Here is a 21,696-nt window from a genome sequence, read left to right as displayed (position 1 = left end):
GGTTTCCTGGCTGGCGGCGACATCCGTTACCTGTTGACTGGAAGCGTTGAAAAGGGTCTTCAAATAACGCAGTATAACCAACTCGCCGGGGTTTACAGCAACTGCAGACCGGCACCATTAGCGTTAATTATTAAACACCGGGCCCATAATGACAGCGTTACCCGGTGATGTAACGATCTGATTCGGGGAAGCACAACAAGATGTCGGGCAAGAAACTGGAAAACCTGAACGTGGCCAGCCAGGAACCACTGATCACTCCTGAAGCGCTGAAGAACGAAATGCCGCTGTCAGATGAAGCTGCCGAAACCGTAGCCTCTGGCCGCCAGGCCATTTACGACATCATGGATGGCAAAGACCACCGCCTGTTTATCGTGGTTGGCCCCTGCTCTATCCACGATGTGGAGGCAGCCCGCGATTACGCTGCCCGGCTGAAAAAACTCGCCGACGAAGTCAGCGATACCCTGCTGCTGGTGATGCGGGTATATTTCGAGAAACCGCGCACCACCGTTGGCTGGAAAGGCCTGATCAACGACCCACACCTGAACGATACCTTCGATATTGAACAGGGCCTGCACATTGGCCGTCGCTTGCTGCTGGATATCAACGAGATGGGCCTGCCAACCGCCACCGAGGCCCTTGACCCGATCTCCCCCCAGTACCTGCAAGACACCATTGCCTGGTCCGCCATTGGCGCCCGCACCACCGAGTCTCAAACCCACCGGGAAATGAGCAGCGGCCTGTCCATGGCCATTGGCTTCAAGAATGGCACTGATGGCAGCCTGGACGTAGCCGTTAACGCCATGAAATCGGTTTCTCACCCCCACAGCTTCCTGGGCATCGACCAGCAAGGCAAGGTGGCCATCATCCGCACCAAGGGCAACAACTATGGCCACGTGGTGTTGCGCGGTGGCGGTGGCAAACCGAACTATGATTCCGTGAGTGTTGCACTGTGCGAGCAGGCGCTGGACAAAGCCAATCTGCGCAAGTCGATCATGGTGGATTGCAGCCACGCCAATTCCAGCAAAGATCCGGCCATTCAGCCTCTGGTCATGCAGGATGTGACCCATCAGATCCTGGAGGGCAACCAGTCTATCCAGAGCCTGATGGTGGAAAGCCACATCAACTGGGGTAATCAGTCCATCCCGGAAAACCTGGCAGACCTGAAATACGGCGTGTCGGTAACCGATGCCTGTATTGACTGGGAAACCACCGAGAAAGCCATTCGGGATATGCGCGAAAAGCTCAAAGACGTGCTGCCCAAGCGTAACGCCTGAGCGTGCTGACAGGATTCACGGGGTAGCCGATCAGCTTCGGCGCCCCGTGAGACCGATACGCGGGCCCGCCCTGCTTCTCCACCCTCAGGCGCTCTCTACAGCTCCCCGCCAGTCCAGGCGACTTCTGAGCCCGACCACGTGACCGATAATCACCAGAGTGGGCGCCTGAACACCACTGTTCTCCACCTTGCCAACAATATCACTGAGCGTGCCCACCACCACTTTCTGGTCGGCGGTTGTGCCCTTGGACACCAGCGCCACCGGCATATCTGGTGTCATGCCATGGCCAATCAATTGCCGGCAGATAATCGGCAATCCCACCAAACCCATGTAGAACACCAGTGTCTGATTATTCTGGACAAAGTCTGACCAGGGCAAATCGCAGGTATCGTTTTTCAAATGCCCGGTAATAAAGCGCACCGACTGGGCGTGGTCCCGGTGAGTCAGCGGAATGCCCGCATAGGCCGCACAGCCGGACGCTGCGGTTATACCGGGAACCACCTGAAAGCGAACACCGGCAGCCGCCAGCGTTTCAATCTCTTCGCCGCCGCGGCCGAAGATGAACGGGTCACCACCCTTGAGGCGCACCACTTTGTGGCCCTCCCGGGCCAGCTCCACCAAGCGCTGGTTGATCTGATCCTGCGGCAACGTGTGATTTGAGCGCTGCTTGCCGACATGAACCATCTCAACGTTATCGGGGATCAGGGAGAGTATTTCCGGAGAAACCAGCCTATCGTAGAGAATAACGTCGGCGGACTGGATCAGGCGCCAGGCCTTGAGGGTCAGAAGTTCAGGATCACCTGGGCCGGCGCCCACCAGGGCGACCTCGCCCGCAGAATTATTCGGGTTTTCGGTTACCGGGTTGGGCCTGTACCGAACTGGTGCAGGCCCTGCCTTGACGCCCCTTCCTGGTGCATCCGTGAATGGTTCGCTCATTGGATCCGATCAATGCCTTTCATATAGGGTTTGAGAACGTCCGGAACCAGAATACTGCCGTCCTCCTGCTGGTAGTTCTCCATCACCGCGATCATCGCACGGCCAACGGCCAGACCCGATCCGTTCAGGGTATGAACAGGCTCGGGCTTTCCGGTTTCCGGGTTGCGCCAACGTGCTTGCATACGCCGTGCCTGAAAATCACGGGTGTTGGAGCAGGATGAAATTTCCCGGTATTTACCCTGCCCAGGCAGCCACACTTCCAGATCGTAGGTCTTCGCTGCGGAGAAGCCCATGTCGCCGCCACACAGGGTAACCACACGATACGGCAGTTCCAGCAACTGCAGCACCTTCTCGGCATGGCCAGTGAGCTGTTCAAGCGCCTCGGTGGAGTCCTCGGGGCGCACAACATGCACCAGTTCAACCTTGTCGAACTGATGCTGGCGGATCATGCCACGCACATCCCGGCCGTAGGAACCCGCTTCGCTGCGGAAACAGGGGGTATGGCACACCATCCGCAGCGGCATTTCGCTGGCCTCCAGAATACTGTCGGCCACCAGGTTGGTCGCCGGTACTTCGGCCGTCGGGATCAGGTACAGCGGGTTGTCACCGGCGGTACGGAACAGATCCTCTTCAAACTTGGGTAGCTGGCCGGTACCGAACAGCGCGTTGGCATTGACCAGGTACGGCACATAGGCTTCGGTATAGCCATGCTCTTCTGTGTGCAGGTCGAGCATGAACTGAGCCAGTGCCCGATGCAGCTTCGCCAGTTGGCCGCGCATGACGGCAAAGCGGGAATGCGCCAGTTGGGTGGCCTTCTCGAAGTCCAGACCCTTGAGCTGTTCGCCCAGGGCAACGTGGTCTCTGGGTTCGAAATCAAAGTTACGCGGCGTGCCCCATACACGGGTCTCTACGTTGTCGTCTTCGTTGGCGCCCGGTGGAACGTCTTCATCCGGCAGATTGGGAATGCCGGCAAAAAACGCGTTCAGGGATTCCTGTACTGAGCGCAACTCCTCCTCAGCTTCGGCCTTCTGCTGCTTGAGATTGTCCACCTCTTCCAGCAGCGGTTTGATGTCTTCACCCGCCGCTTTGGCCTTACCAATGGATTTCGACCGTTTGTTCTGCTCGCTCTGCAGCGTTTCCGCACGAACCTGAATGGCTCGACGGCGTTCCTCAAGGCGTTCGAAGGTGGCAACGTCAAACTCGAAGTTTTTGATAGCCAGCCGACGGGCAATTTCTTCAGTCTGTGAACGGACACGTTTCGGATCGAGCATGATCTTCCTGAATTTTCCGGTTAACGAATAGTATGGATATCACGGCATTATACCTGCCGTGGTTCTGCTGGCCACCATCCCCGGGCCGAGGGCCAGGTAATTTGCGGCATGAGGGTTAGATCAATAACGCTTTTTGCCGCTTCGGGCATCGAGATCATCCAGGCGCTGGCGCTTTTCAGCCAGTTTGATCTCCAGTCCACGCATGACCGGCTGATAGTAACGGCGCTGGTGAATCGCTTCAGGCAGGTAAGACTCTCCGGCAGCGTAAGCGTCCGGTTCGTCATGGGCGTAGCGGTATTCATCACCGTAGCCCAGGCTTTTCATCAGCTTGGTAGGAGCATTACGCAAGTGCACCGGCACTTCGTAATCAGGATCCTTTCGGATGTCCGCCATACACTCGTTGAACGCCTTGTACACGGCATTACTCTTTGGTGCCAGCGCCAGGTAGGTGACGGCCTGGGCCAGCGCCAGCTCCCCTTCCGGCGACCCCAACCGCTCCTGGGCATCCCAGGCCTGCATGGTAATTTGCAGGGCACGGGGGTCTGAGTTACCGATGTCTTCGCTGGCGATCCGCACCAGGCGCCGCGCCACATACAGGGGGTCACAGCCACCGTCCAGCATGCGGCAAAGCCAGTACAGGGAACCATCGGGACTGGAGCCACGCACGGATTTGTGCAACGCGGAAATCTGGTCATAGAACACATCGCCGCCTTTGTCGAAACGGCGCAGACTGGTTTGCAGCACCTGTTCCAGAGTCTGGGCAGTGATGACGTTCTGTCCGGTACTATCAGGCTCGGCCAGATCGGCGGCCACCTCCAGAATGTTCAGAGCACGCCGGGCATCGCCTCCAGAGGCTTCGGCCATGTTATCCAGCACCCCGGCTGGCACCTGAAGGGTACCGCCGAAACCCGCTGGCGAAACCAATGCTCTATTCAGGAGCTCAAGGATGTCCGGCTTGTCCAGATTTTTGAGCACATACACGCGAGTCCGCGACAGGAGCGCGCTGTTCAGTTCGAAAGAGGGGTTTTCCGTGGTGGCACCCACAAAAATGAAGGTGCCATCTTCAATATGTGGGAGAAATGCATCCTGCTGGCTTTTGTTGAACCGGTGCACCTCGTCAACAAACAGCAGCGTGTCCCTGCCCTGGGACTGCTTGCGGTTGCGGGCCCGCTCGACCACATCCCGGATATCCTTGACGCCGCTGAGCACGACAGAGAGCGCTTCATAGGACAAGTCACCCACGTTGGCCAACAGCCGGGCAAAGGTGGTTTTGCCCACTCCGGGTGGCCCCCAGAGAATCATCGAATGCAGTTGGCCCTGCTCTACGGCGCGCCTGAGCGGTTTTCCGGGGCCGACCAGATGAGCCTGGCCAACGTATTCGTCCAGGTTGGCCGGCCGCATTCTGGCCGCAAGGGGCTGGAATCCGGCCTCGGGCTCAAACAGGTTGTCCTGCATCAGGCACCGTCCCGAATAATATCCACCTCCTCGGGGTATTCCAGGCGGAAGGCACTGTTGTCCAGTTCCTGATTCAGGGTTATCCGGTCAAAGCTGAGAATACTCAGTTGAGACAGCGAATCTTCCATTCTCATTTCCTGAAGTTCACCGTTGTAGAAGCTCAAACGCAAGGATGTAAACAGGGAATCGGCGCCCCTGGGAACCAGGGTGAACTCGCGGGTATTGTCACCCATCCGGCGCTCACTCACATCGTAGGTTTCCTCAAGATTATCCACTTCGCCACTCAAAAGCAGCGCCGGTGTTGTCTGCACCCGGTCATCCAGGGTGTGAATAGTGACCTGTTCCAGATCCGGGTCGTAAACCTCCACCGTGTCGCCGTCACTGACAATAAACTGGGACAAAGGCGCACCGGTCTCCCAGTAGAACAGACCCGGGCGCTTGGCCTTCAGGGAGCCGCGGGTTTCCTGAACCCGGTTGCCATTTTCATTGACCACAATCTGGATGAAATCGGCCTGGTAGGTTTGGTAACTGCGCAACATGGAAGCCAGCTCTTCAGCGGCATCGCGAGAGCTGTTGCCCTGTTCCGCAGAGGCCGTTGCCACAACGGCCATCATGCACAGCGCCGCTATCGTCGTGTAGACAGATCTGATCATAAGTATGCTGCTCCTAGTCTCTTGGGGGCGGCGGCGCCAGAACTTCCCTGGCACCATTATGACCCGCCGGACTGACCACTCCCGAGGCTTCCATGGCGTCCACCAGGTTCGCGGCACGGTTGTAGCCGATCTTGAATTTACGTTGTACGGAGGAGATCGACACCCGTCGGTTCTCGGTCACAAAAGCGACCGCTTCGTCGAACAGCGCGTCTCCTTCGTCACCACCGCCTGCACCGCCTTCGCTGAGGGTTGGCACGCCCGGCAGGTGCTCACCTTCGGCTCCGTTAAGCACATCATCCACGTATTCCGGTTCACCCCGGGCTTTCCAGGCACTGACCACCCGGTGTACTTCGTCATCGTCAACGAAGGCTCCGTGTACCCGAACCGGCAGGCCGGAACCCGGCGGCAGGTATAACATATCGCCGTGGCCCAGCAGCTGCTCGGCGCCGCCCTGATCAAGCACGGTACGGGAGTCGATCTTGGACGACACCTGGAACGACATCCGGGTCGGGATATTGGCCTTGATCAGGCCTGTGATCACATCCACGGATGGCCGCTGGGTAGCAAGAATCAGATGGATACCGGCGGCACGGGCCTTCTGGGCAATGCGGGCGATCAGCTCTTCCACCTTTTTGCCGACAATCATCATCATGTCAGCAAATTCGTCGATTACGACAACGATGAACGGCAGGGTTTCCAGTTCCGGCCGCTCCTGTTCGTCGTTGGCCAGGTATTCATCCGGTTTCCAGAGAGGATCCAGTAACGGCTCGCCCTCGGCGCGGGCGTCTTTCACCTTCTTGTTGTAACCGGCGATGTTGCGCACGCCCAGGCTGGCCATCAAACGGTAGCGCCGCTCCATCTCCGCCACACACCAGCGCAGTGCATTGGCGGCTTCTTTCATGTCCGTCACAACCGGTGCCAGCAGGTGCGGGATGCCATCGTAGATGCTCAGTTCCAGCATCTTCGGGTCCACCATGATAAAGCGCACTTCATCGGGGCTGGCCTTGAGCAGCATGCTCAGCAGCATGGCGTTAACCCCGACCGATTTACCCGAACCCGTAGTACCGGCTACCAGCAGGTGCGGCATCTTGGCCAGGTTGGCCACCATCGGATTACCACCAATATCATTACCCAGCGCCAGGGTCAGCGGCGATGACGACTCGGTAAATACCCGGGCCCCAAGCACTTCGCTCAGACGAACGATTTCCCGCTCCTCATTGGGAATCTCGATGCCCACCACGGACTTTCCGGGTATGACTTCCACCACCCGCACACTCAACACTGCCAATGAACGGGCCAGATCCTTGGCCAGGTTGGAAATCTTGCTGACTTTCACCCCGGCGGCGGGCTTGATCTCGAATCGGGTGATAACCGGGCCAGGATTGACCTCGACCACCTCAACCGTGACACCGAAATCCGCCAGTTTCTCTTCGAGCAGGCGCGACATGTGCTCCAGGGACTCTTCCGAGTAGCCCTTTTCTTTGTGTTCCTCTGGCGGGTCCAGCAAGGAAATCGGCGGAATCAGGCTCTCAATGTCTTCCAGCAAAGAGCCCTGCTTGCTGTTGGCTTTCTTGTCGGCGGGCCCCTGATCATCCTTCTTGAACGGGGCAATTTTCAGTGCCCGGTTCGCGGGCTTGGGCTGCTGAGGCGCGGCCGCCTTGCGAGGCGTTTCATCCCGATCCCCTGAGCTGAAACTTTCCAGTCTTGCGGGTTCTGGTTCAATTTCAGGAAGCCCGTCAATAGCCGGTTCCTTGCGAGCTTTGCTTCTGTCCTTTGGGGTTCCATTATCGGCCGTTTTCGCTTTACGGCGGAACAAACGACGCCACCAGGCATCTTTCTGACGTGGTTTTTCTGTTACGGGATCGGTTCTTGCCACCCGATCTTTGACGACCGGAGGCTCTGGATCAGGGCGAGCACTGGCTGGCGCACCGGGGTTTTTCGCTTTGCGCTCGCTTCTTTTAAACAGCGACTGAAGCCAGCGCCCGGTTTTCAGAGTGAATCCACCAACATGGTCCATCAGGCGGAACCAGGACAGGCCGACGGTCACGGTCAGGGCGAACAGGAAGATCGCGATCAGCAACAGCGTGGTGGCCGGCAGATTGAAGAAGCGCACCATAGCTTCTGAAACCGCCGTGCCCAGTACACCGCCGGAGGAGGCACCAAGGCCAAATACCGAATAAAGGGAAAGCAGGCTAGTGGCCGACAACAGAATCAGCAGAAACCCGCCAAAGCGAACCATGAACAGTGGCCAATGGAGGTCGAGTGACTCGTGCCTGCGACGGATCAGCATGACGGCATAACCGGCAATCATCACCGGGAAAAGCCAGGAAACCTGCCCGAAGAAGTCTACCAGCAGGCTTGCGAGCCAGGCGCCGGAGCGCCCGGCGGCGTTATCCACGCGGGTATCGTGGCCGATACTCGCCCACCCGGGGTCAGACGCACTGAAGGTAAACAGCGCCATCGCCAGATAGATGCACAGCACAATCATGCCGATAACCGCACCCTCTCTGGCCCCTTGGGCCATCAGGCGGCGAAAGCGCTGTTGTTTTTCTGTCAGTTCCGTCGATGCTGTTTGTTTCGCTTTAGCGGATTCCGCCATGAATGCTCAAACCGTCAGTGAGTTTAGTCTTTCAGCGCCTGAAAACCCCGTGTCAGATCGGTTTTCAGGTCATCAATGGCTTCAATGCCAACAGACAACCGGATCAGATTCTCGGTGATGCCCGCCTTGTCTTTATCCTCGGGAGATAACCGGCCATGGGTTGTCGTCGCCGGGTGGGTGATGGTGGTTTTCACATCACCCAGATTCGCTGTGATTGAAATCATTCGGGTGGCATCAATAAAGCGCCAGGCTTCTTCTCTGCCCCCTTTAACCAGAAACGACACAATTCCGCCAAACCCGTCCTGTTGCTTCTTCGCCAGCTGATGCTGGGGATGGCTTTCAAGACCGGCGTAGAACACCTTTTCCACGCTCGGCTGGCTTTCCAGCCAATTCGCCAACTCTAACGCATTGTTGCAGTGGGCTCGCATACGGATCGGTAAGGTTTCCAGCCCTTTCTGGAACACCCAGGCATTGAACGGGCTCATGGTGGGCCCGGCAGATCGCAGGAACCCGTAGATCTCATCCAGATACCTGGCAGGCCCCACCACTACCCCGCCAACACAACGGCCCTGGCCATCCAGATACTTTGTGGCTGAATGAATCACCAGATCCGCACCTTGCTCAAGGGGTCGCTGCAATACCGGCGTACAGAAACAGTTATCCACCACAAACAGGGCATCGTTGGCCCTCGCCAACGCAGACAACGCGTCCATATCAGCGATTTCACAAAGCGGGTTGGATGGCGTTTCAATAAACAGCATCCGGGTTTCTGGCCGGACTGCTGCCCCCCAGCCGTCTGCATCGGTCAGGCTAACGAACGTGGTTTCAACCCCGAAACGCGCCATGTACTTCTGGAACAAGACGTTGGTGGTACCAAACACGCCACGGGAACAGATAACGTGATCCCCGGACTGCAGCAACGCCATACAGGTACTCAGGATGGCCGCCATGCCCGAGGCAGTGGCAACGGCCTTTTCTCCACCTTCCATGGCAGCGATGCGGGCCTCAAAACCCTGAACCGTTGGATTGGTAAAACGGGAATAGATGTTGCCGGGCTCCTCACCACCAAAACGGGCTGCCGCCTGGGCGGCACTGCCATAGACGAAACTGGAGGTCGGAAAGATGGCGTCGCTGTGCTCCAACTGACCGGTGCGGACCTGCCCTGCCCTCACGGCCAGGGTATCCACTGACATACCGTCCAGATCCGATTCAGGAATCCAGAGATGTTCTTCACGGCCGACTGTCATAGTGTTCTCCTGGCACGGGCGTTAGGGGTTCAGTCTTCGTCATTATGGAGGTCGATAATGGCATTATCACCGTCGATGATCTGCCCACCGGGACGCTTCTCGTCTTTACGCAGGTCTTCGAGCCGGCGCAGGTAGGCTTCGTCCACGTCACCGGTTACGTAATCACCGGTAAACACCGAGCACTCCCAACCATCGATATCGTCGTTGACATCGTTGACACAGGTAATCAGGTCTTCCAGGTCCTGATATACCAGCCAGTCAGCACCAATCTGCTCCCGAACCTCCTCCACCGAACGGTCGTGGGCAATCAGCTCACTGGCCGAGGGCATATCAATGCCGTACACGTTGGGATAACGCACAGGCGGCGCTGCCGAGGCGAAGTAGACGTTCCGGGCACCGGCGTCCCGGGCCATCTGAACGATTTCCTTACAGGTGGTGCCCCGGACGATGGAATCATCCACCAGCATGACGTTCTTGCCGCGGAACTCCAGGTCTATGGGATTAAGCTTCTGGCGCACCGACTTCTTCCGCATTTTCTGGCCGGGCATGATAAACGTCCGCCCGATATAGCGGTTCTTGATAAAGCCTTCGCGGTATTTGACGCCCAACTGATAGGCCATCTGCATGGCCGAAGTCCGGCTGGTGTCCGGAATCGGGATCACCACATCAATGTCATGGTCCGGCCGCTCCCTGAGCACCTTGTCTGCCAGGGTTTCGCCCATGCGCAGTCGTGCCTTGTAAACCGACACGCGGTCCATGATGGAGTCAGGGCGCGCAAAATAGACGTGCTCGAAGATGCATGGATACAGCTTCGGGGATTCCGCACATTGCTCGGTGTAGAGGGTACCATCGGTTTCGATATAAACCGCTTCACCCGGTGCAATATCCCGAACGATCTCGAAACCGGCGGCGTTCAGAGCCACGCTCTCCGAGGCGATCATGTATTCTTTCTGGCCGTCTTCGCTTTCCCGCACACCGTAACAGGCCGGGCGAATGCCATTGGGGTCCCGGAAACCGACAATGCCGTAGCCGGTAATCATCGCGATAACGGCATAGGCACCCCGGCAGCGCTTGTGCACGGCGCGGACGGCGGAAAAAATCTCATCTTTGGTCGGGTTCAGTTTCCCAAGCTTCTGCAGCTCATGGGCAAATACGTTGAGCAACACTTCGGAATCGGAATTGGTGTTGATGTGGCGCAGATCGGTGCGGAACAAATCGCTGCTCAGGTCATCGGCATTGGTCAGGTTGCCGTTGTGCGCCAGAGTAATGCCGTAGGGGCTGTTCACGTAAAACGGCTGGGCCTCGGCAGAGCTTGAACTGCCAGCGGTGGGGTAACGGACGTGACCGATCCCCACATTGCCTACCAGCCTGCGCATATGCCGGGTATGGAATACATCCCGGACGAGGCCATTGTCCTTGCGCAGAAAAAACCGGTTATCCTGAAAAGTCACAATACCCGCCGCATCCTGGCCACGGTGCTGAAGAACAGTCAGTGCATCGTAAAGAAGCTGGTTGACGTTTGAAGTACTGACAATACCGACAATGCCGCACATGGCTGGGGAACTCTCCGAGTGTTAAATCTGAATGTTAACGGGATGCAGGCGTGGGTTCCACGCCTTCCTGCTCTGTTGAGGATTCGGTGCTGTACCCGGCCCCTGCTTCGGGGCCCAGGAACCGGGCAAATTCATCACCCAGGGTTCGACGGGACCAGTCTTCGACCACCGCCAGACGGTCGATCATCACGGACGTTCTCCACCAGGTATCTTCGGCAAGCGGTGTGTAGCGGGTAAACGCGATACCAACAATCACTACCACCACACCCCGTAGCAACCCGAACCCCATGCCGAGAACGCGGTCGGTGGCTGACAATCCGGTCGCCCGCACCAGATGACCAATCATATTATTGATAATAGCGCCCACAATCAGGGTGCCGAAAAACAGAATCGCAAAGGCCGCAATCAGACGCACCAGTGGTGTTTCCACGGTGGATTCAAGCAATGACTGCATCTGAGGATGGAACGTGCGGGCAATGATGAATGCCCCAACCCAGGTCACCAGCGACAGGGCTTCGCGAACAAAGCCCCGCTTCAGACTGATAAGCGTGGAAACAGCAATCAGAGCAATGATGACCCAGTCAATCCAGATCAGCGCGTCCATGAAAAACCCGATGGAGAAAAGGAAGCGCGAATTCTAACAGGAAACCGGGCGCCACCAAACCGCCTGAGGCTCATAAATTGCAAGTCACCGGATCACTTTCCGCCGGAGGTAACCAGGCTGTTCAGTGAGAAGGCATCATCCAGGGCTTTCTTGGCGGCTTCGGCCTCGGACTTGTTGACAAATGGCCCGCTGAACACCCGGGTCAACGTGGTGTCGCCGCGCTCCACTTGCTGTAGGTGGGCGCCGTACCCCATGTCGCGAACATTGTCGCGCAGTCGGCGGGCATTATCGGCATTACCAAAGCTGCCCAGCTGGACAACCCAGGCACCGTCAAGTGACCGCGTGAACTCAGCGGATTCATCGGCCGAGCTGGTAGAAGTTGCCGGCTCTGAGGGTTGCGAAACCTGTGGCTGAGGCTCTGAGCCGGCGGCATTTCTATCCGTCGTGCGGGTAACCGGCTCTGCTACCTGGGCCGCGGGCTCGCGGGCGCTGGATGATTCTGGCGCGGGCTCCTCAACACCTTCAATCAGTCGATAACCGGGAGCCGATTCCGTAGCGGGAGTGTCCTGAGGCGCGGAATTCATGCCGTAGTCGCTGCCGCCAAGGGCCGGCTCCGGGGGAACGTCCACTTCAGGGAACGGCGGCTCCTCGGGGATGGTGACAGGCCGGGACTGGCGCTCGGAATGGGGCTCGTCAAATATCATCGGCACAAAAATCACAGCCAGGGAGACCAGAACCAGTGCACCAATGATTCTTTGTTTCAATCCGTTCACGAGAAAGGGCTCCCTTAACCTAACAGTTTGATACTGATACTAACCGCCGAGTGCCGTTAACACAAAGCTCCGGCGCCTGCCATGGACAAAGTTTAAGAGACTTCGCCGACAAGTCGGGCCCGGGCCTCAGCAACGGTGTAGAACGAACCGAATACCACGATGGTGTCTTTCTCGCCGGCCTCTGCCAATGCCGAAGACATGGCATCACCCACAGACTTTGACGCCGTGCAACCGGTAATCCCGCAAGCCCGCGCCCGCTCCACCAGAGCCTGCACCTCCAGCCCGCGCGGCACATCAAGACCGGCGAACCACCAGCGCCCAACAACTGGCGCCATGGCCCGCATTACCCCCTCCACGTCTTTATCCGCCAGAGCCGAATAAACACCGAACACCTTGCCCTGCCCTGACCGCTGCAACTCAAGCCGATGAGCCAACCAGCGTGCGGCATGGGGATTGTGACCAACATCCACGATCACATCCGGCTTTGTTCTCAACCGCTCAAAACGTCCCGGCACCGTTACAGACTTGGCTGTATCTGCTAACAGGCTGACAGTCATGGTTGGCGCCAGCACCCGGGCCAACACCACTGCTGCGGCAACACTTTCGACAGGTAACGGGCCGGCCGGCAGGGTTATACTGAGCCCCTCGATCGTCAGCTCAACGGAATCGCCAACCGGCCTGAGCTGGTAATCACCCCCGGTCACCTGAAGATTGACCTTCTGCGCGGCGGCCTGCTGAAGCACAGAGGCGGGAGGCTCCGGATCTGCACAAACCGCAGTAATCCCGGGCCGCAGAATACCGGCCTTTTCGAAGCCGATCACTTCCCGGTTATCGCCCAGAAATCCAATATGGTCGATATCAATCGAGGTGATCACCGCGAAGTCGGCATCCAGCACATTAACGGCATCCAGGCGTCCACCCAGGCCGACCTCCAGAATCCAGTCTTCAACACCCGCGTCGGCGAGTGCCACGAAGGCTGCCAGGGTTCCGAACTCAAAGTAGGTCAGGGAAACCTTACCCCGTGCCGCCTCCACTTGTTCGAACGCGGATATCAACGCTGCATCGCTGATATCCTGACCGTTAATCCGTACTCGCTCGTTATAACGCTGAAGATGGGGAGAGGTATAAGCTCCGGTGGTTCGCCCGGCTGCCCGCAAAAGCGACTCGAGGGCCGCCACGGTCGTGCCTTTGCCGTTGGTGCCCGCTACAGTGATGATTCGCGCTGCTGGCTTTCGCGGAAACAGGCGGCGCAAAACCACCAGAACCCGATCCAGGCCAAGGTCAATTTCGGTGGGATGAATGGCTTCCAGATACTGAAGCCACTTTTCAACAGACGCACCGGCCCCGGGAGGGACCGGTACGGGCCTTGCGTCAGTGCTAGGAGGGTTCATCTGTGTCGGGTTTTTCCGTGATCTCAAACTCGATGGGAGCTTCTGTGCCGGGCTTTTCCTGGCCGGTGAACTTGGCAAGAACGTGGGCTACCCGCTCGCGCATCTGGTGCCGGTGCAGAATCATATCGATAGCACCGTGTTCCAGCAGGAATTCACTGCGCTGGAAACCTTCCGGCAGTTTCTCACGGACGGTCTGCTCAATCACCCGGGGGCCAGCAAAACCGATCAGCGCATAAGGCTCGGCTATATTGAGATCGCCCAGCATCGCGAGGCTGGCAGACACTCCGCCGAACACCGGATCAGTCATGATCGAAATGTAGGGAATGCCTTCCTGCTTGAGCTTCTCCAGCACTGCAGCGGTCTTTGCCATCTGCATCAACGACAGAATGGCCTCCTGCATACGGGCGCCACCGCTGGCAGAAAAGCAGACCAGGGGAATACGGTGCTCAAGGGAAACATTGGCCGCCTGTACGAACTTCTCACCAACCACCTGGCCCATGGAACCGCCCAGGAAGTTGAACTCGAAAGCACAAGCCACCAGGGGAACGCCCATCGTTGAACCCTTCATAGCGACCAGGGCGTCTTTTTCGCCGGTTGCTTTCTGGGCTGCTGAAAGCCGGTCCTTGTAGCGCTTGCTGTCCTTGAACTTGAGCCGATCCGAAGGCTCCAGTTCTGCGGCTATTTCTTCGCGGCCGTCCTTGTCGAGGAAGATGTCCAGCCGGCGCCGGGCAGACACACGCAGGTGGTGGTTACACTTCGGGCAGACGTCCAGGTTTTTCTCGAGTTCAGGCTTGTATAAAAACGCCCCGCACTTGGGGCACTTCTTCCACAGCCCTTCCGGCACCCCGGTACGTTGCCGCGATTCCGAGCGAATCTTGCTCGGCATGATCTTATCCAGCCAGTTACTCATGCTTTCATCCTGTCCTTTGATGCCTGGAAGCCGGCCCCTCAGGATGCCAGACTATCCAGGGCTTCACGCATCGGGTGCAACAGATCAGTCAGCGCCTTGGCCAGGGCTTCGGGATCTGTCTGGTGTCGGGCTATTGTATCGACCAGCACGCTTCCGACAATTACACCATCGGATACTTTGCCAACGGCAGCCGCTGTCTCCGCATCCCGGATTCCGAACCCGACACCGACCGGCAGCGCCGTCAGTTCGTGCACATGGGCCACTTTTTTCGCCACTTCATCAACATTGATGGTTGCCGACCCAGTCACGCCCTTGATTGAAACATAGTACACATAACCGGAGGAGTGTTCGCTGATTGCCTTGATGCGCTCATCCGTGGTGGTGGGCGCCAGCAGGAAGATTGGGTCCATGTTACGGGCAGAAAACAATGGAGCTACGTCTTCGGCCTCTTCCGGCGGCAGGTCAACGGTGAGGATACCGTCTACACCCGCATCGGCCGCAGCATCCGCAAACGCCTCGTAACCCATGGCTTCCATCGGGTTCAGGTACCCCATCAGTACCACCGGTGTGGTGGTGTTGGTCTTCCGGAATTCCTTGACCATTCCGATGACCTGGCGCAGGGACGTGCCGTGCACCAGGGCTCGCTCACAGGCAAGCTGGATAACAGGCCCGTCCGCCATGGGATCGGAGAACGGCACGCCCAACTCAATGATGTCCGAGCCAGCATCCACCAGGGTGTGCATCAGGCTGACCGTCTGCCCCGGCTCTGGGTCACCGGCGGTGATATAAGGGATCAGCGCCTTACGACCCTGCTCTTTCAATGATTTCAGTACGCCTTCAATTCGGCTCATGCCTGCTCCTGATACCTTCAGATCTCAATGCCATCCAACTGGGCAATGGTGTGAATATCCTTGTCGCCACGGCCGGAGACATTGATCACGATCATCTTGTCCTTGTCCATGGTTGCTGCCAGCTTAAGCGCGTAGGCAACCGCATGGGCGGTTTCCAGCGCCGGCATAATACCTTCAACACGGGTCAGCTTGCGGAAACCATCCAGCGCTTCGTCATCGGTGACCGAGACATAATTGGCGCGACCGATGTCTTTCAACCAGGAGTGCTCTGGGCCTACTCCCGGATAATCCAGGCCAGCGCTGACCGAATGGGTTGCTGCGATCTGGCCGTTTTCGTCTTCCATCAGGTACGTACGGTTACCGTGAAGAACCCCCGGGCGCCCGGCACACAAAGGTGCGGCATGCTGACCGGTTTCGATACCCAGGCCGCCTGCTTCAACACCATAAAGCTCAACGTTTTCATCAGACAGGAACGGATAGAACATGCCGATGGCATTGGAGCCGCCACCAACACAGGCTACCAGCGCATCCGGCAGTTTACCCGCCTGCTCAAGGGCCTGGCGACGGGTTTCCCGACCAATCACCGACTGGAAATCGCGAACCAGCAGTGGATAGGGATGCGGGCCGGCCACGGTACCGATGATATAGAAGGTTTCATCAACATTGGCCACCCAGTCACGCATGGCGTCGTTCATGGCATCTTTCAGGGTTTTGGTGCCGCTCTGGACCGCATGCACGGTGGCCCCGAGGAGCTTCATCCGGTAGACGTTGAGGGACTGGCGTTTGACGTCTTCCGCCCCCATGAACACATGGCACTCAAGCCCAAGCCGGGCGCAGACCGTTGCGGTTGCCACACCATGCTGTCCGGCCCCGGTTTCAGCAATAATTCGTTTCTTGCCCAGGAAACTCGCCAGAAGCGCCTGGCCAATGGTGTTGTTCACCTTATGAGCACCGGTATGGTTGAGGTCTTCACGCTTCAGCCAGATCTGGGCACCACCGGTTTCCCTGGTCAGTCGCTCGGCAAAATACAATGGACTGGGACGCCCCACATAGTCCGCCAGGTCTTTATCGAAAGTGGCCTGGAATTCGGCATCATCTTTCAGCCGGAGATACTCTTTCTCCAGCGTCATCAACGAGTCCATCAGGGTTTCAGAAACAAACCGGCCACCGAAGGCACCGAAGTGACCTTTCGCATCCGGAAGCGCCTTCAACATCTCTTCAGTCAGTTTTACAGACACGGTGAACCTCTTTCATAAAATCGGATAGTTTGGTGGCGTCTTTCTTGCCCTTACTCTGCTCCACCCCTCCGCTTACGTCGACAGCCCAGGGCCTGACTTCTTCAATGGCGCGGGCTACGTTAGCAGAAGACAACCCACCGGCCAATATCAGGGGTAACGGCCGGTGTTCAGGAATCAATGCCCAGTTGAAGGACTGCCCAGTTCCCCCATAGCGATTCGGATCCCAGGCATCAACCAGAAGGCCGGAGGCCTTGCGATAGTCATCAAAGGCCTTCTCTATCTGACCCTCTTCGCGAACCCTGACCGCTTTGATCCAGCGGCGTCCGAAGCTGTCACAGACGTCCGGGGATTCATCGCCGTGGAACTGCAATAGATCCAGCGGAACCTGATCCAGCACACTCTCGACAAACCGGACATCCGGATTCACAAACAAACCGGTCAGCGTGACGAAGGCAGGTATTCGATCCGCCAGCGCCCTGGCATGCTCAACCGTGACCGAGCGTGGGCTCGGCTCATAGAACACCAGACCGATCGCATCTGCGCCGCACCTTACCGCGACGTCAATATCTTCGGGCCGGGTCAAGCCGCAAACTTTTACACGGGTGGTCATGTTTCTGACACCGGTTGTTTGGGGTGAATATGCGTTGGCTCAATAGGATCGTTCTCACCGTCAGTGAACCAGGGACTTACGAAACCGGGGCCGCACAGAGCCCGCGGTATTCCGTACCGATCCGGGTAGCCAACATCCACAAGATAGAGTCCGTCCGGTGGTGCGGTCACACCCGCCAACTTGCGATCTTTGCTGGCCAACACCTCACCAATCCATGGTTCAGGCTGCTTGCCCGCCCCTACGGCCATCAAGGCGCCGGCAATGTTGCGCACCATATGGTGTAGAAAAGCGTTGGCCTGAACATCTATTACGACATAGTCGCCCTTTCGGGTTACCGAAATCCGCTCCAGATAACGAACCGGCGTTCTGGACTGACAACCGGCTGCCCGGAACGAACTGAAGTCGTGTTCACCGACAAGCACCTGAGCCGCCCTGTGCATACTGGCAACGTCAAGCGGCCGAAAGGTCCAGCTCACCTGCCCCCGCTGAATCCCGGGCCTGACAGGACGATTCAGAATAACATACCGGTAGCGACGATAAACCGCCGAGAAACGTGCATGAAAATCTGCCACCCCGTTACCCGCCCAGTGCACGGAAATATCATCCGGCAAGGCGGTATTCATGCCCATGACCCAGGAGCGGAGATTCCTCACCGAGGGAGTATCAAAATGGGCCACCTGAAAGCTCGCATGAACGCGGGCATCCGTGCGCCCCGCGCACACCAGGTCAACCGGGTGATCAGCAACCCTGGACACGGCCCTGGCCAGCTCGCTCTCCACTGACCGGACACCACTTTTCTGGAGTTGCCAGCCATGAAACCCGCGACCGTCGTATTCAAACGCAATGGCTACCCGACCGTTACCGATCGCATTATCTGTGGTCAAAGGCTGAGAATTGAGAAACAAGGATTGGTCCGTCGAAAAGGGTTCACTGAAAAACAAAGCGCCGGCCTTATGGCCGGCGCTGTTGCCGATATAACGAGATTATAACGGATCAGGAAAGATTTTTAAGGAGCTCCTGAGCTTCCGCCTTCTGCTCGTCGTTTCCTTCCAGAGCGACCTCTTCAAGGATATCACGGGCTCCGTCGCTGTCCCCCATCTCGATGTAGGCCCGGGCCAGATCGAGTTTGGTGGCTGCTTCGTCAGTCCCGGCAAGGAAATCGAAATCATCGTCCTCGCCCAATGACTCCTCATCGATATCAAGCGCGGAACTTTGCTCCGGCTTTCCGTCCAGCGATTCGGACGCCAGCGGAACCAGATCGTCATCCATGGCATCAGCCTCCTGCTCAGTAGCCCCGGGCTCACCCTCCTGAGCCTGTTCACTTGGCGGCTCTGAGTCAGCCGGTTCTTCGCTGCTGAAGGCGTCTTCCAGACCAAGCTCTTCATCCAGGGATGCGGCTTCCTGTTCCGGACCTGCGGGCTGCTCATCAGACTCAGAGAACTCTTCCATCAGGGCGAGATCTTCGTCAGACACGTCAAGCTCCAAGTCGTCCAGCGTAGACTCGTCCAGGTCTAACCCTTCCGGCTCGCCTTCTTCCTCAGCAACCTTGTCCAGCTCGGCGTCAAGCTCGTCCAGGAAGGACTCATCCAGGGCATCCACGTCGCCCGACAATTCATCCTCATCGGCTTCCGCACCGCCAACCTGTTCTGCTTTATCAGGCTCATCTTCCAGTCCGAAATCCAGGGACTCCTCTTCCGCTGCCTCAACCGCCGGCTCTTCGGTGGCTTCGTCTTCAAGCGCAGACTCGAAATCGAAACTCAGATCCTCTTCTTCGGCTTTGGCCTCGCCCGAGTCTTCAAGATCCATTTCCAGAGAAGAGAAATCCTGCTCTTCTGAAATGTCGACGGCGGATTCATCTTCTTCAGATGCCTCAAGGCCGGAAAGGTCGTATTCAATCAGATCGTCGGGAGAATCAGTCTCCTTCTCAACGTCTGATTCCAGTTCTCCGAACTCGTTCTCCTGTTCAGGCTCGGGACGGGCCTCAAACTCGTCTGCTTTCAAGTCATCGGACAGCTGCCACTCATCATCAGACGGCAATTCGTCTTCCTGATCTGTCTCGGACGCCTGACCAGGCTCCCCCTCTGTCGCCACCGAAGTGCTGAAGGAATCAGACCGCAGCTGGGACTCAAGGTCGTCGATGCTTGGCATAGACTCAGCTTCTTCAAGGCGCTCGCGGAGAACCGTTGCCTGCTCAATAGCAGCTTCGTCTTCCAGGGCCTCAATTTCACCGTACTGCTTCTCGAACGAATCACGATCCTGACTGTCCGCGTATACCCCAAGCAGCTTCAACCGGAGATCAGTGCGGCTCGGCTCCCGGGAAATGGCGGTTTCAAGTACCTGTGCTGCCTGATCATGACGACCATAGGCAATGTAGGTGTCGGCTTCGGCCAGGGCATCAGCGCCTTCTTGCTGATCGCCAGCTTCGTCTTCCAGGCTCAGATCAAACGAATCGCTTTCGCTACCGTCCTCGCTGTTGAGTTGATCGTAGAATGCCTTTTCACGATTGGCGTTCCGGCGTGCAACCAGCAGAAGCAACAGCAAGAGCAGAACCAGGCCACCGCCAAGGGCAATCTGGTACATCGGATTGTTCGAAATGGCGTCAATCACATTACCGGGGAAACCCTTCTCCGCGGCGGGAGGGGCAACAGGCGCTGGCTGGCGAGGCTGTTCGCGGGGCTGCTCCGCTGCCGGAGCGGCGGCCACGTCTGTCTCATCCGCTTCCTGCTCTGCCGCTTCATCGACGGGTTGCGCGGATTCGGTAGTCGCGACTTCCTCACCGGCGCCATCAACGCCACTGTCGTCTGTCAGCTCATCCATTGCGGCCTGCTCGCCACCCTCAGCTGCGGGCATCTCTTCGAGCGCTTCCGAATCGTCCTCGGCGACCTCATCAGCGCCGTCAGCTGCCGCCAGTTCTTCGGCCTCGTCGTCCGGGAGCTGATCCGCCGCTGCTGCCTCTTCAGCCGTCATACCCTGCAAATCTGCAAGTTGGCTGTTCTTGAGTTCCAACAGACGCTGCAGGGTGGACACCTGATCCTGAAGATCCGCCAGGCGGCTGTTCAATTCTTCGTTTTCGCGGCGCGTGGCTTCCAGTTCTTCCATTGCTACCGCTGAGCCTACGTCGCTGCCGCCCGGCAAATCGCCGTCACCGCCAGCAGAGCCACCCTCGGTAACATCGCGAGATTCGCCATCGGCTACCAGCAGGCGCAATTCGTCACCGGCTGCACCCGTTTGGGTGGGCGCCGGAGCGGATTCAGCTTCTGCGGTACGGGTGGCATCGACGGTACGGGACTGGAACGCCTCGTTTTGCTGTGCAACAACACGGTTGGCTTCTGCCTGGCTCCGGCTGCGGATCTGTTCCATAGTCGGAACTCGCAGGACTTCACCACGCTTCAACCGATTGATGTTGCCGCCCATAAAGGCATTGGGGTTCTGGTCCTGAAGGGCCAGCATAACCTGCTGCATGGACACAGAGCTGTCCGGGCGGACACGCTGGGCGATGGTCCAGAGTGTGTCTGATGGACCGGTCGGGCCGAACGTGTCAGCCTGATAACCCCGGGCAAGTGAACTCTCGGCCTGGGCCTGGCGACGCACAGACTCCTGGCTACGGGGCGCTGCCTGCCTTGGACTTGCTGGCGCTGCCGAAGGCGCACTCACCTGCTCCTGAACACCGGAATCTTCGGCATACACTGGTGGATCTACCAGCACCGAATATTCCCGCATCAGTCGGCCATTAGGCCAGGTCAGCTCCAACAGAAAATTCAGGTAAGGTTCCCGGAGCGGCTCCCGGGAAGAGACGTTAACAACGAGACTGCCGTCAGAAGCGGTAACCACCTCAAACCTCAGCCTGCTCAGAAACTGGTGGCGATCAATGCCAATCCGCTGATAAGCGGCTTCCGGTGCAACATTTACAAATACATCACCGGGATCCACTCCACGACTTTCACGGAGTGATATTTCCGCATCCAGGGGCTCATTCAGCCAGGACTGCAGTTCAATTTCCCCCAGCCCCAACGCCTGAGCGACACCGGAACCGAGCCCTCCCGCCAGCGCCATGGCAACCGCAAGCTTGCGTACCTTCATGCTTTTTCCTTTCCAGTCTCCGTTATTCTTTACTGCTGTATCTCAACAGAATCGGACGAGGTTGGATGACTTCCGTCTTTTTAGTTCTCGTTGTTATATCGCAATTATACCGTTCAGTTTGGCAAGTATTGTTGATAAAGCCTCTTTTATCAATCAATCAGCCGCAATCCTTGCACCGTTTTTTTACCAATCGGGCGGAACTCCTTAACAGCCCTGAAAATAACAGGGGCGGACGCTGAAATCAGCCTCCG

General features: G+C 57.8%; 17 protein-coding genes. 1 reads left to right on the top strand and 16 read right to left on the bottom strand.

The features are described from left to right. The first annotated feature begins 200 nt into the window (after nucleotides 1–200). Complete coding sequence (locus tag ACNSOI_RS09645) at nucleotides 201–1,274, top strand: 3-deoxy-7-phosphoheptulonate synthase (protein WP_061331154.1); 1,074 nt, start codon at nucleotides 201–203, stop codon at nucleotides 1,272–1,274. An 84-nt stretch (nucleotides 1,275–1,358) separates the two neighbouring features. On the opposite strand, the gene cobA is transcribed toward ACNSOI_RS09645, so the two are convergent. The 16 genes from cobA to ACNSOI_RS09565 form a co-directional block, all read right to left on the bottom strand. Continuing rightward, nucleotides 1,359–2,210 (bottom strand): uroporphyrinogen-III C-methyltransferase, encoded by an 852-nt coding sequence (gene cobA, locus ACNSOI_RS09640; protein WP_138435574.1) that lies wholly within the window; start codon nucleotides 2,208–2,210, stop codon nucleotides 1,359–1,361. After that, nucleotides 2,207–3,481 (bottom strand): serine--tRNA ligase, encoded by a 1,275-nt coding sequence (gene serS / locus ACNSOI_RS09635; RefSeq protein ID WP_072677366.1) that lies wholly within the window; start codon nucleotides 3,479–3,481, stop codon nucleotides 2,207–2,209. Before serS ends, cobA begins: the two co-directional genes overlap by 4 nt. A 120-nt stretch (nucleotides 3,482–3,601) precedes the next feature. Next, nucleotides 3,602–4,936 carry a replication-associated recombination protein A gene (locus tag ACNSOI_RS09630; RefSeq protein ID WP_420195678.1) on the bottom strand — a complete coding sequence of 445 codons (1,335 nt, stop codon included), beginning with the start codon at nucleotides 4,934–4,936 and terminating at the stop codon, nucleotides 3,602–3,604. Continuing rightward, on the bottom strand, nucleotides 4,936–5,550 hold the full coding sequence (lolA, locus tag ACNSOI_RS09625; RefSeq protein WP_228704052.1) for an outer membrane lipoprotein chaperone LolA: 615 nt from the start codon (nucleotides 5,548–5,550) through the stop codon (nucleotides 4,936–4,938). The genes ACNSOI_RS09630 and lolA overlap by 1 nt, the downstream gene beginning before the upstream one ends. 52 nt (nucleotides 5,551–5,602) lie before the next feature. After that, entirely contained in the window at nucleotides 5,603–8,188 is a 2,586-nt protein-coding gene (locus ACNSOI_RS09620; RefSeq protein ID WP_420195677.1) for a DNA translocase FtsK, read from the bottom strand. Nucleotides 8,189–8,211: 23 nt separating this feature from the next. Next, complete coding sequence (locus ACNSOI_RS09615) at nucleotides 8,212–9,435, bottom strand: O-succinylhomoserine sulfhydrylase (protein ID WP_420195676.1); 1,224 nt, start codon at nucleotides 9,433–9,435, stop codon at nucleotides 8,212–8,214. 29 nt (nucleotides 9,436–9,464) lie between these two features. Continuing rightward, nucleotides 9,465–10,988, bottom strand: a complete 1,524-nt coding sequence (gene purF, locus ACNSOI_RS09610; RefSeq protein ID WP_061331147.1) for an amidophosphoribosyltransferase — start codon at nucleotides 10,986–10,988, stop codon at nucleotides 9,465–9,467. A 34-nt stretch (nucleotides 10,989–11,022) separates the two neighbouring features. Beyond that, nucleotides 11,023–11,592, bottom strand: coding sequence for a CvpA family protein (locus ACNSOI_RS09605; protein ID WP_138435580.1), 570 nt, complete (start codon nucleotides 11,590–11,592; stop codon nucleotides 11,023–11,025). 92 nt (nucleotides 11,593–11,684) lie between these two features. After that, entirely contained in the window at nucleotides 11,685–12,365 is a 681-nt protein-coding gene (locus ACNSOI_RS09600) for an SPOR domain-containing protein (protein WP_420195675.1), read from the bottom strand. Nucleotides 12,366–12,457: 92 nt separating this feature from the next. Continuing rightward, entirely contained in the window at nucleotides 12,458–13,756 is a 1,299-nt protein-coding gene (gene folC / locus ACNSOI_RS09595) for a bifunctional tetrahydrofolate synthase/dihydrofolate synthase (protein WP_420195674.1), read from the bottom strand. Further along, nucleotides 13,743–14,666 carry an acetyl-CoA carboxylase, carboxyltransferase subunit beta gene (gene accD / locus ACNSOI_RS09590; RefSeq protein ID WP_286255455.1) on the bottom strand — a complete coding sequence of 308 codons (924 nt, stop codon included), beginning with the start codon at nucleotides 14,664–14,666 and terminating at the stop codon, nucleotides 13,743–13,745. Before accD ends, folC begins: the two co-directional genes overlap by 14 nt. 38 nt (nucleotides 14,667–14,704) lie before the next feature. Then, nucleotides 14,705–15,517, bottom strand: coding sequence for a tryptophan synthase subunit alpha (gene trpA, locus ACNSOI_RS09585; RefSeq protein ID WP_072677375.1), 813 nt, complete (start codon nucleotides 15,515–15,517; stop codon nucleotides 14,705–14,707). Between the two features lie 17 nt (nucleotides 15,518–15,534). Continuing rightward, complete coding sequence (trpB, locus tag ACNSOI_RS09580) at nucleotides 15,535–16,743, bottom strand: tryptophan synthase subunit beta (protein ID WP_197463805.1); 1,209 nt, start codon at nucleotides 16,741–16,743, stop codon at nucleotides 15,535–15,537. Then, on the bottom strand, nucleotides 16,736–17,365 hold the full coding sequence (locus ACNSOI_RS09575; protein WP_286920843.1) for a phosphoribosylanthranilate isomerase: 630 nt from the start codon (nucleotides 17,363–17,365) through the stop codon (nucleotides 16,736–16,738). The genes trpB and ACNSOI_RS09575 overlap by 8 nt, the downstream gene beginning before the upstream one ends. Continuing rightward, on the bottom strand, nucleotides 17,362–18,270 hold the full coding sequence (truA, locus tag ACNSOI_RS09570) for a tRNA pseudouridine(38-40) synthase TruA (protein WP_420195673.1): 909 nt from the start codon (nucleotides 18,268–18,270) through the stop codon (nucleotides 17,362–17,364). The genes ACNSOI_RS09575 and truA overlap by 4 nt, the downstream gene beginning before the upstream one ends. An 88-nt stretch (nucleotides 18,271–18,358) precedes the next feature. Next, entirely contained in the window at nucleotides 18,359–21,445 is a 3,087-nt protein-coding gene (locus ACNSOI_RS09565; protein WP_420195672.1) for a FimV/HubP family polar landmark protein, read from the bottom strand. Nucleotides 21,446–21,696: the final 251 nt, after the last annotated feature.

The organism is Marinobacter sp. GH_1, from assembly GCF_048595985.1.
Classification (GTDB): Bacteria; Pseudomonadota; Gammaproteobacteria; order Pseudomonadales; family Oleiphilaceae; genus Marinobacter; species Marinobacter shengliensis.
The sequence above is the reverse complement of the archived record's forward strand: the minus strand, read 5'-3'. Positions and strand labels throughout refer to the sequence as shown.

Excerpts from the sequence above, each read along its gene's own strand:
- cobA (WP_138435574.1), bottom strand. The coding sequence starts at position 2,210 with ATGAGCGAACCATTCACGGATGCACCAGGAAGGGGCGTCAAGGCAGGG.
- ACNSOI_RS09605 (WP_138435580.1), bottom strand. The coding sequence starts at position 11,592 with ATGGACGCGCTGATCTGGATTGACTGGGTCATCATTGCTCTGATTGCT.
- ACNSOI_RS09620 (WP_420195677.1), bottom strand. The coding sequence starts at position 8,188 with ATGGCGGAATCCGCTAAAGCGAAACAAACAGCATCGACGGAACTGACA.
- ACNSOI_RS09630 (WP_420195678.1), bottom strand. The coding sequence starts at position 4,936 with ATGCAGGACAACCTGTTTGAGCCCGAGGCCGGATTCCAGCCCCTTGCG.
- ACNSOI_RS09645 (WP_061331154.1), top strand. The coding sequence starts at position 201 with ATGTCGGGCAAGAAACTGGAAAACCTGAACGTGGCCAGCCAGGAACCA.
- ACNSOI_RS09575 (WP_286920843.1), bottom strand. The coding sequence starts at position 17,365 with ATGACCACCCGTGTAAAAGTTTGCGGCTTGACCCGGCCCGAAGATATT.
- folC (WP_420195674.1), bottom strand. The coding sequence starts at position 13,756 with ATGAACCCTCCTAGCACTGACGCAAGGCCCGTACCGGTCCCTCCCGGG.
- trpA (WP_072677375.1), bottom strand. The coding sequence starts at position 15,517 with ATGAGCCGAATTGAAGGCGTACTGAAATCATTGAAAGAGCAGGGTCGT.
- serS (WP_072677366.1), bottom strand. The coding sequence starts at position 3,481 with ATGCTCGATCCGAAACGTGTCCGTTCACAGACTGAAGAAATTGCCCGT.
- ACNSOI_RS09615 (WP_420195676.1), bottom strand. The coding sequence starts at position 9,435 with ATGACAGTCGGCCGTGAAGAACATCTCTGGATTCCTGAATCGGATCTG.
- ACNSOI_RS09565 (WP_420195672.1), bottom strand. The coding sequence starts at position 21,445 with ATGAAGGTACGCAAGCTTGCGGTTGCCATGGCGCTGGCGGGAGGGCTC.
- lolA (WP_228704052.1), bottom strand. The coding sequence starts at position 5,550 with ATGATGGCCGTTGTGGCAACGGCCTCTGCGGAACAGGGCAACAGCTCT.
- purF (WP_061331147.1), bottom strand. The coding sequence starts at position 10,988 with ATGTGCGGCATTGTCGGTATTGTCAGTACTTCAAACGTCAACCAGCTT.
- accD (WP_286255455.1), bottom strand. The coding sequence starts at position 14,666 with ATGAGTAACTGGCTGGATAAGATCATGCCGAGCAAGATTCGCTCGGAA.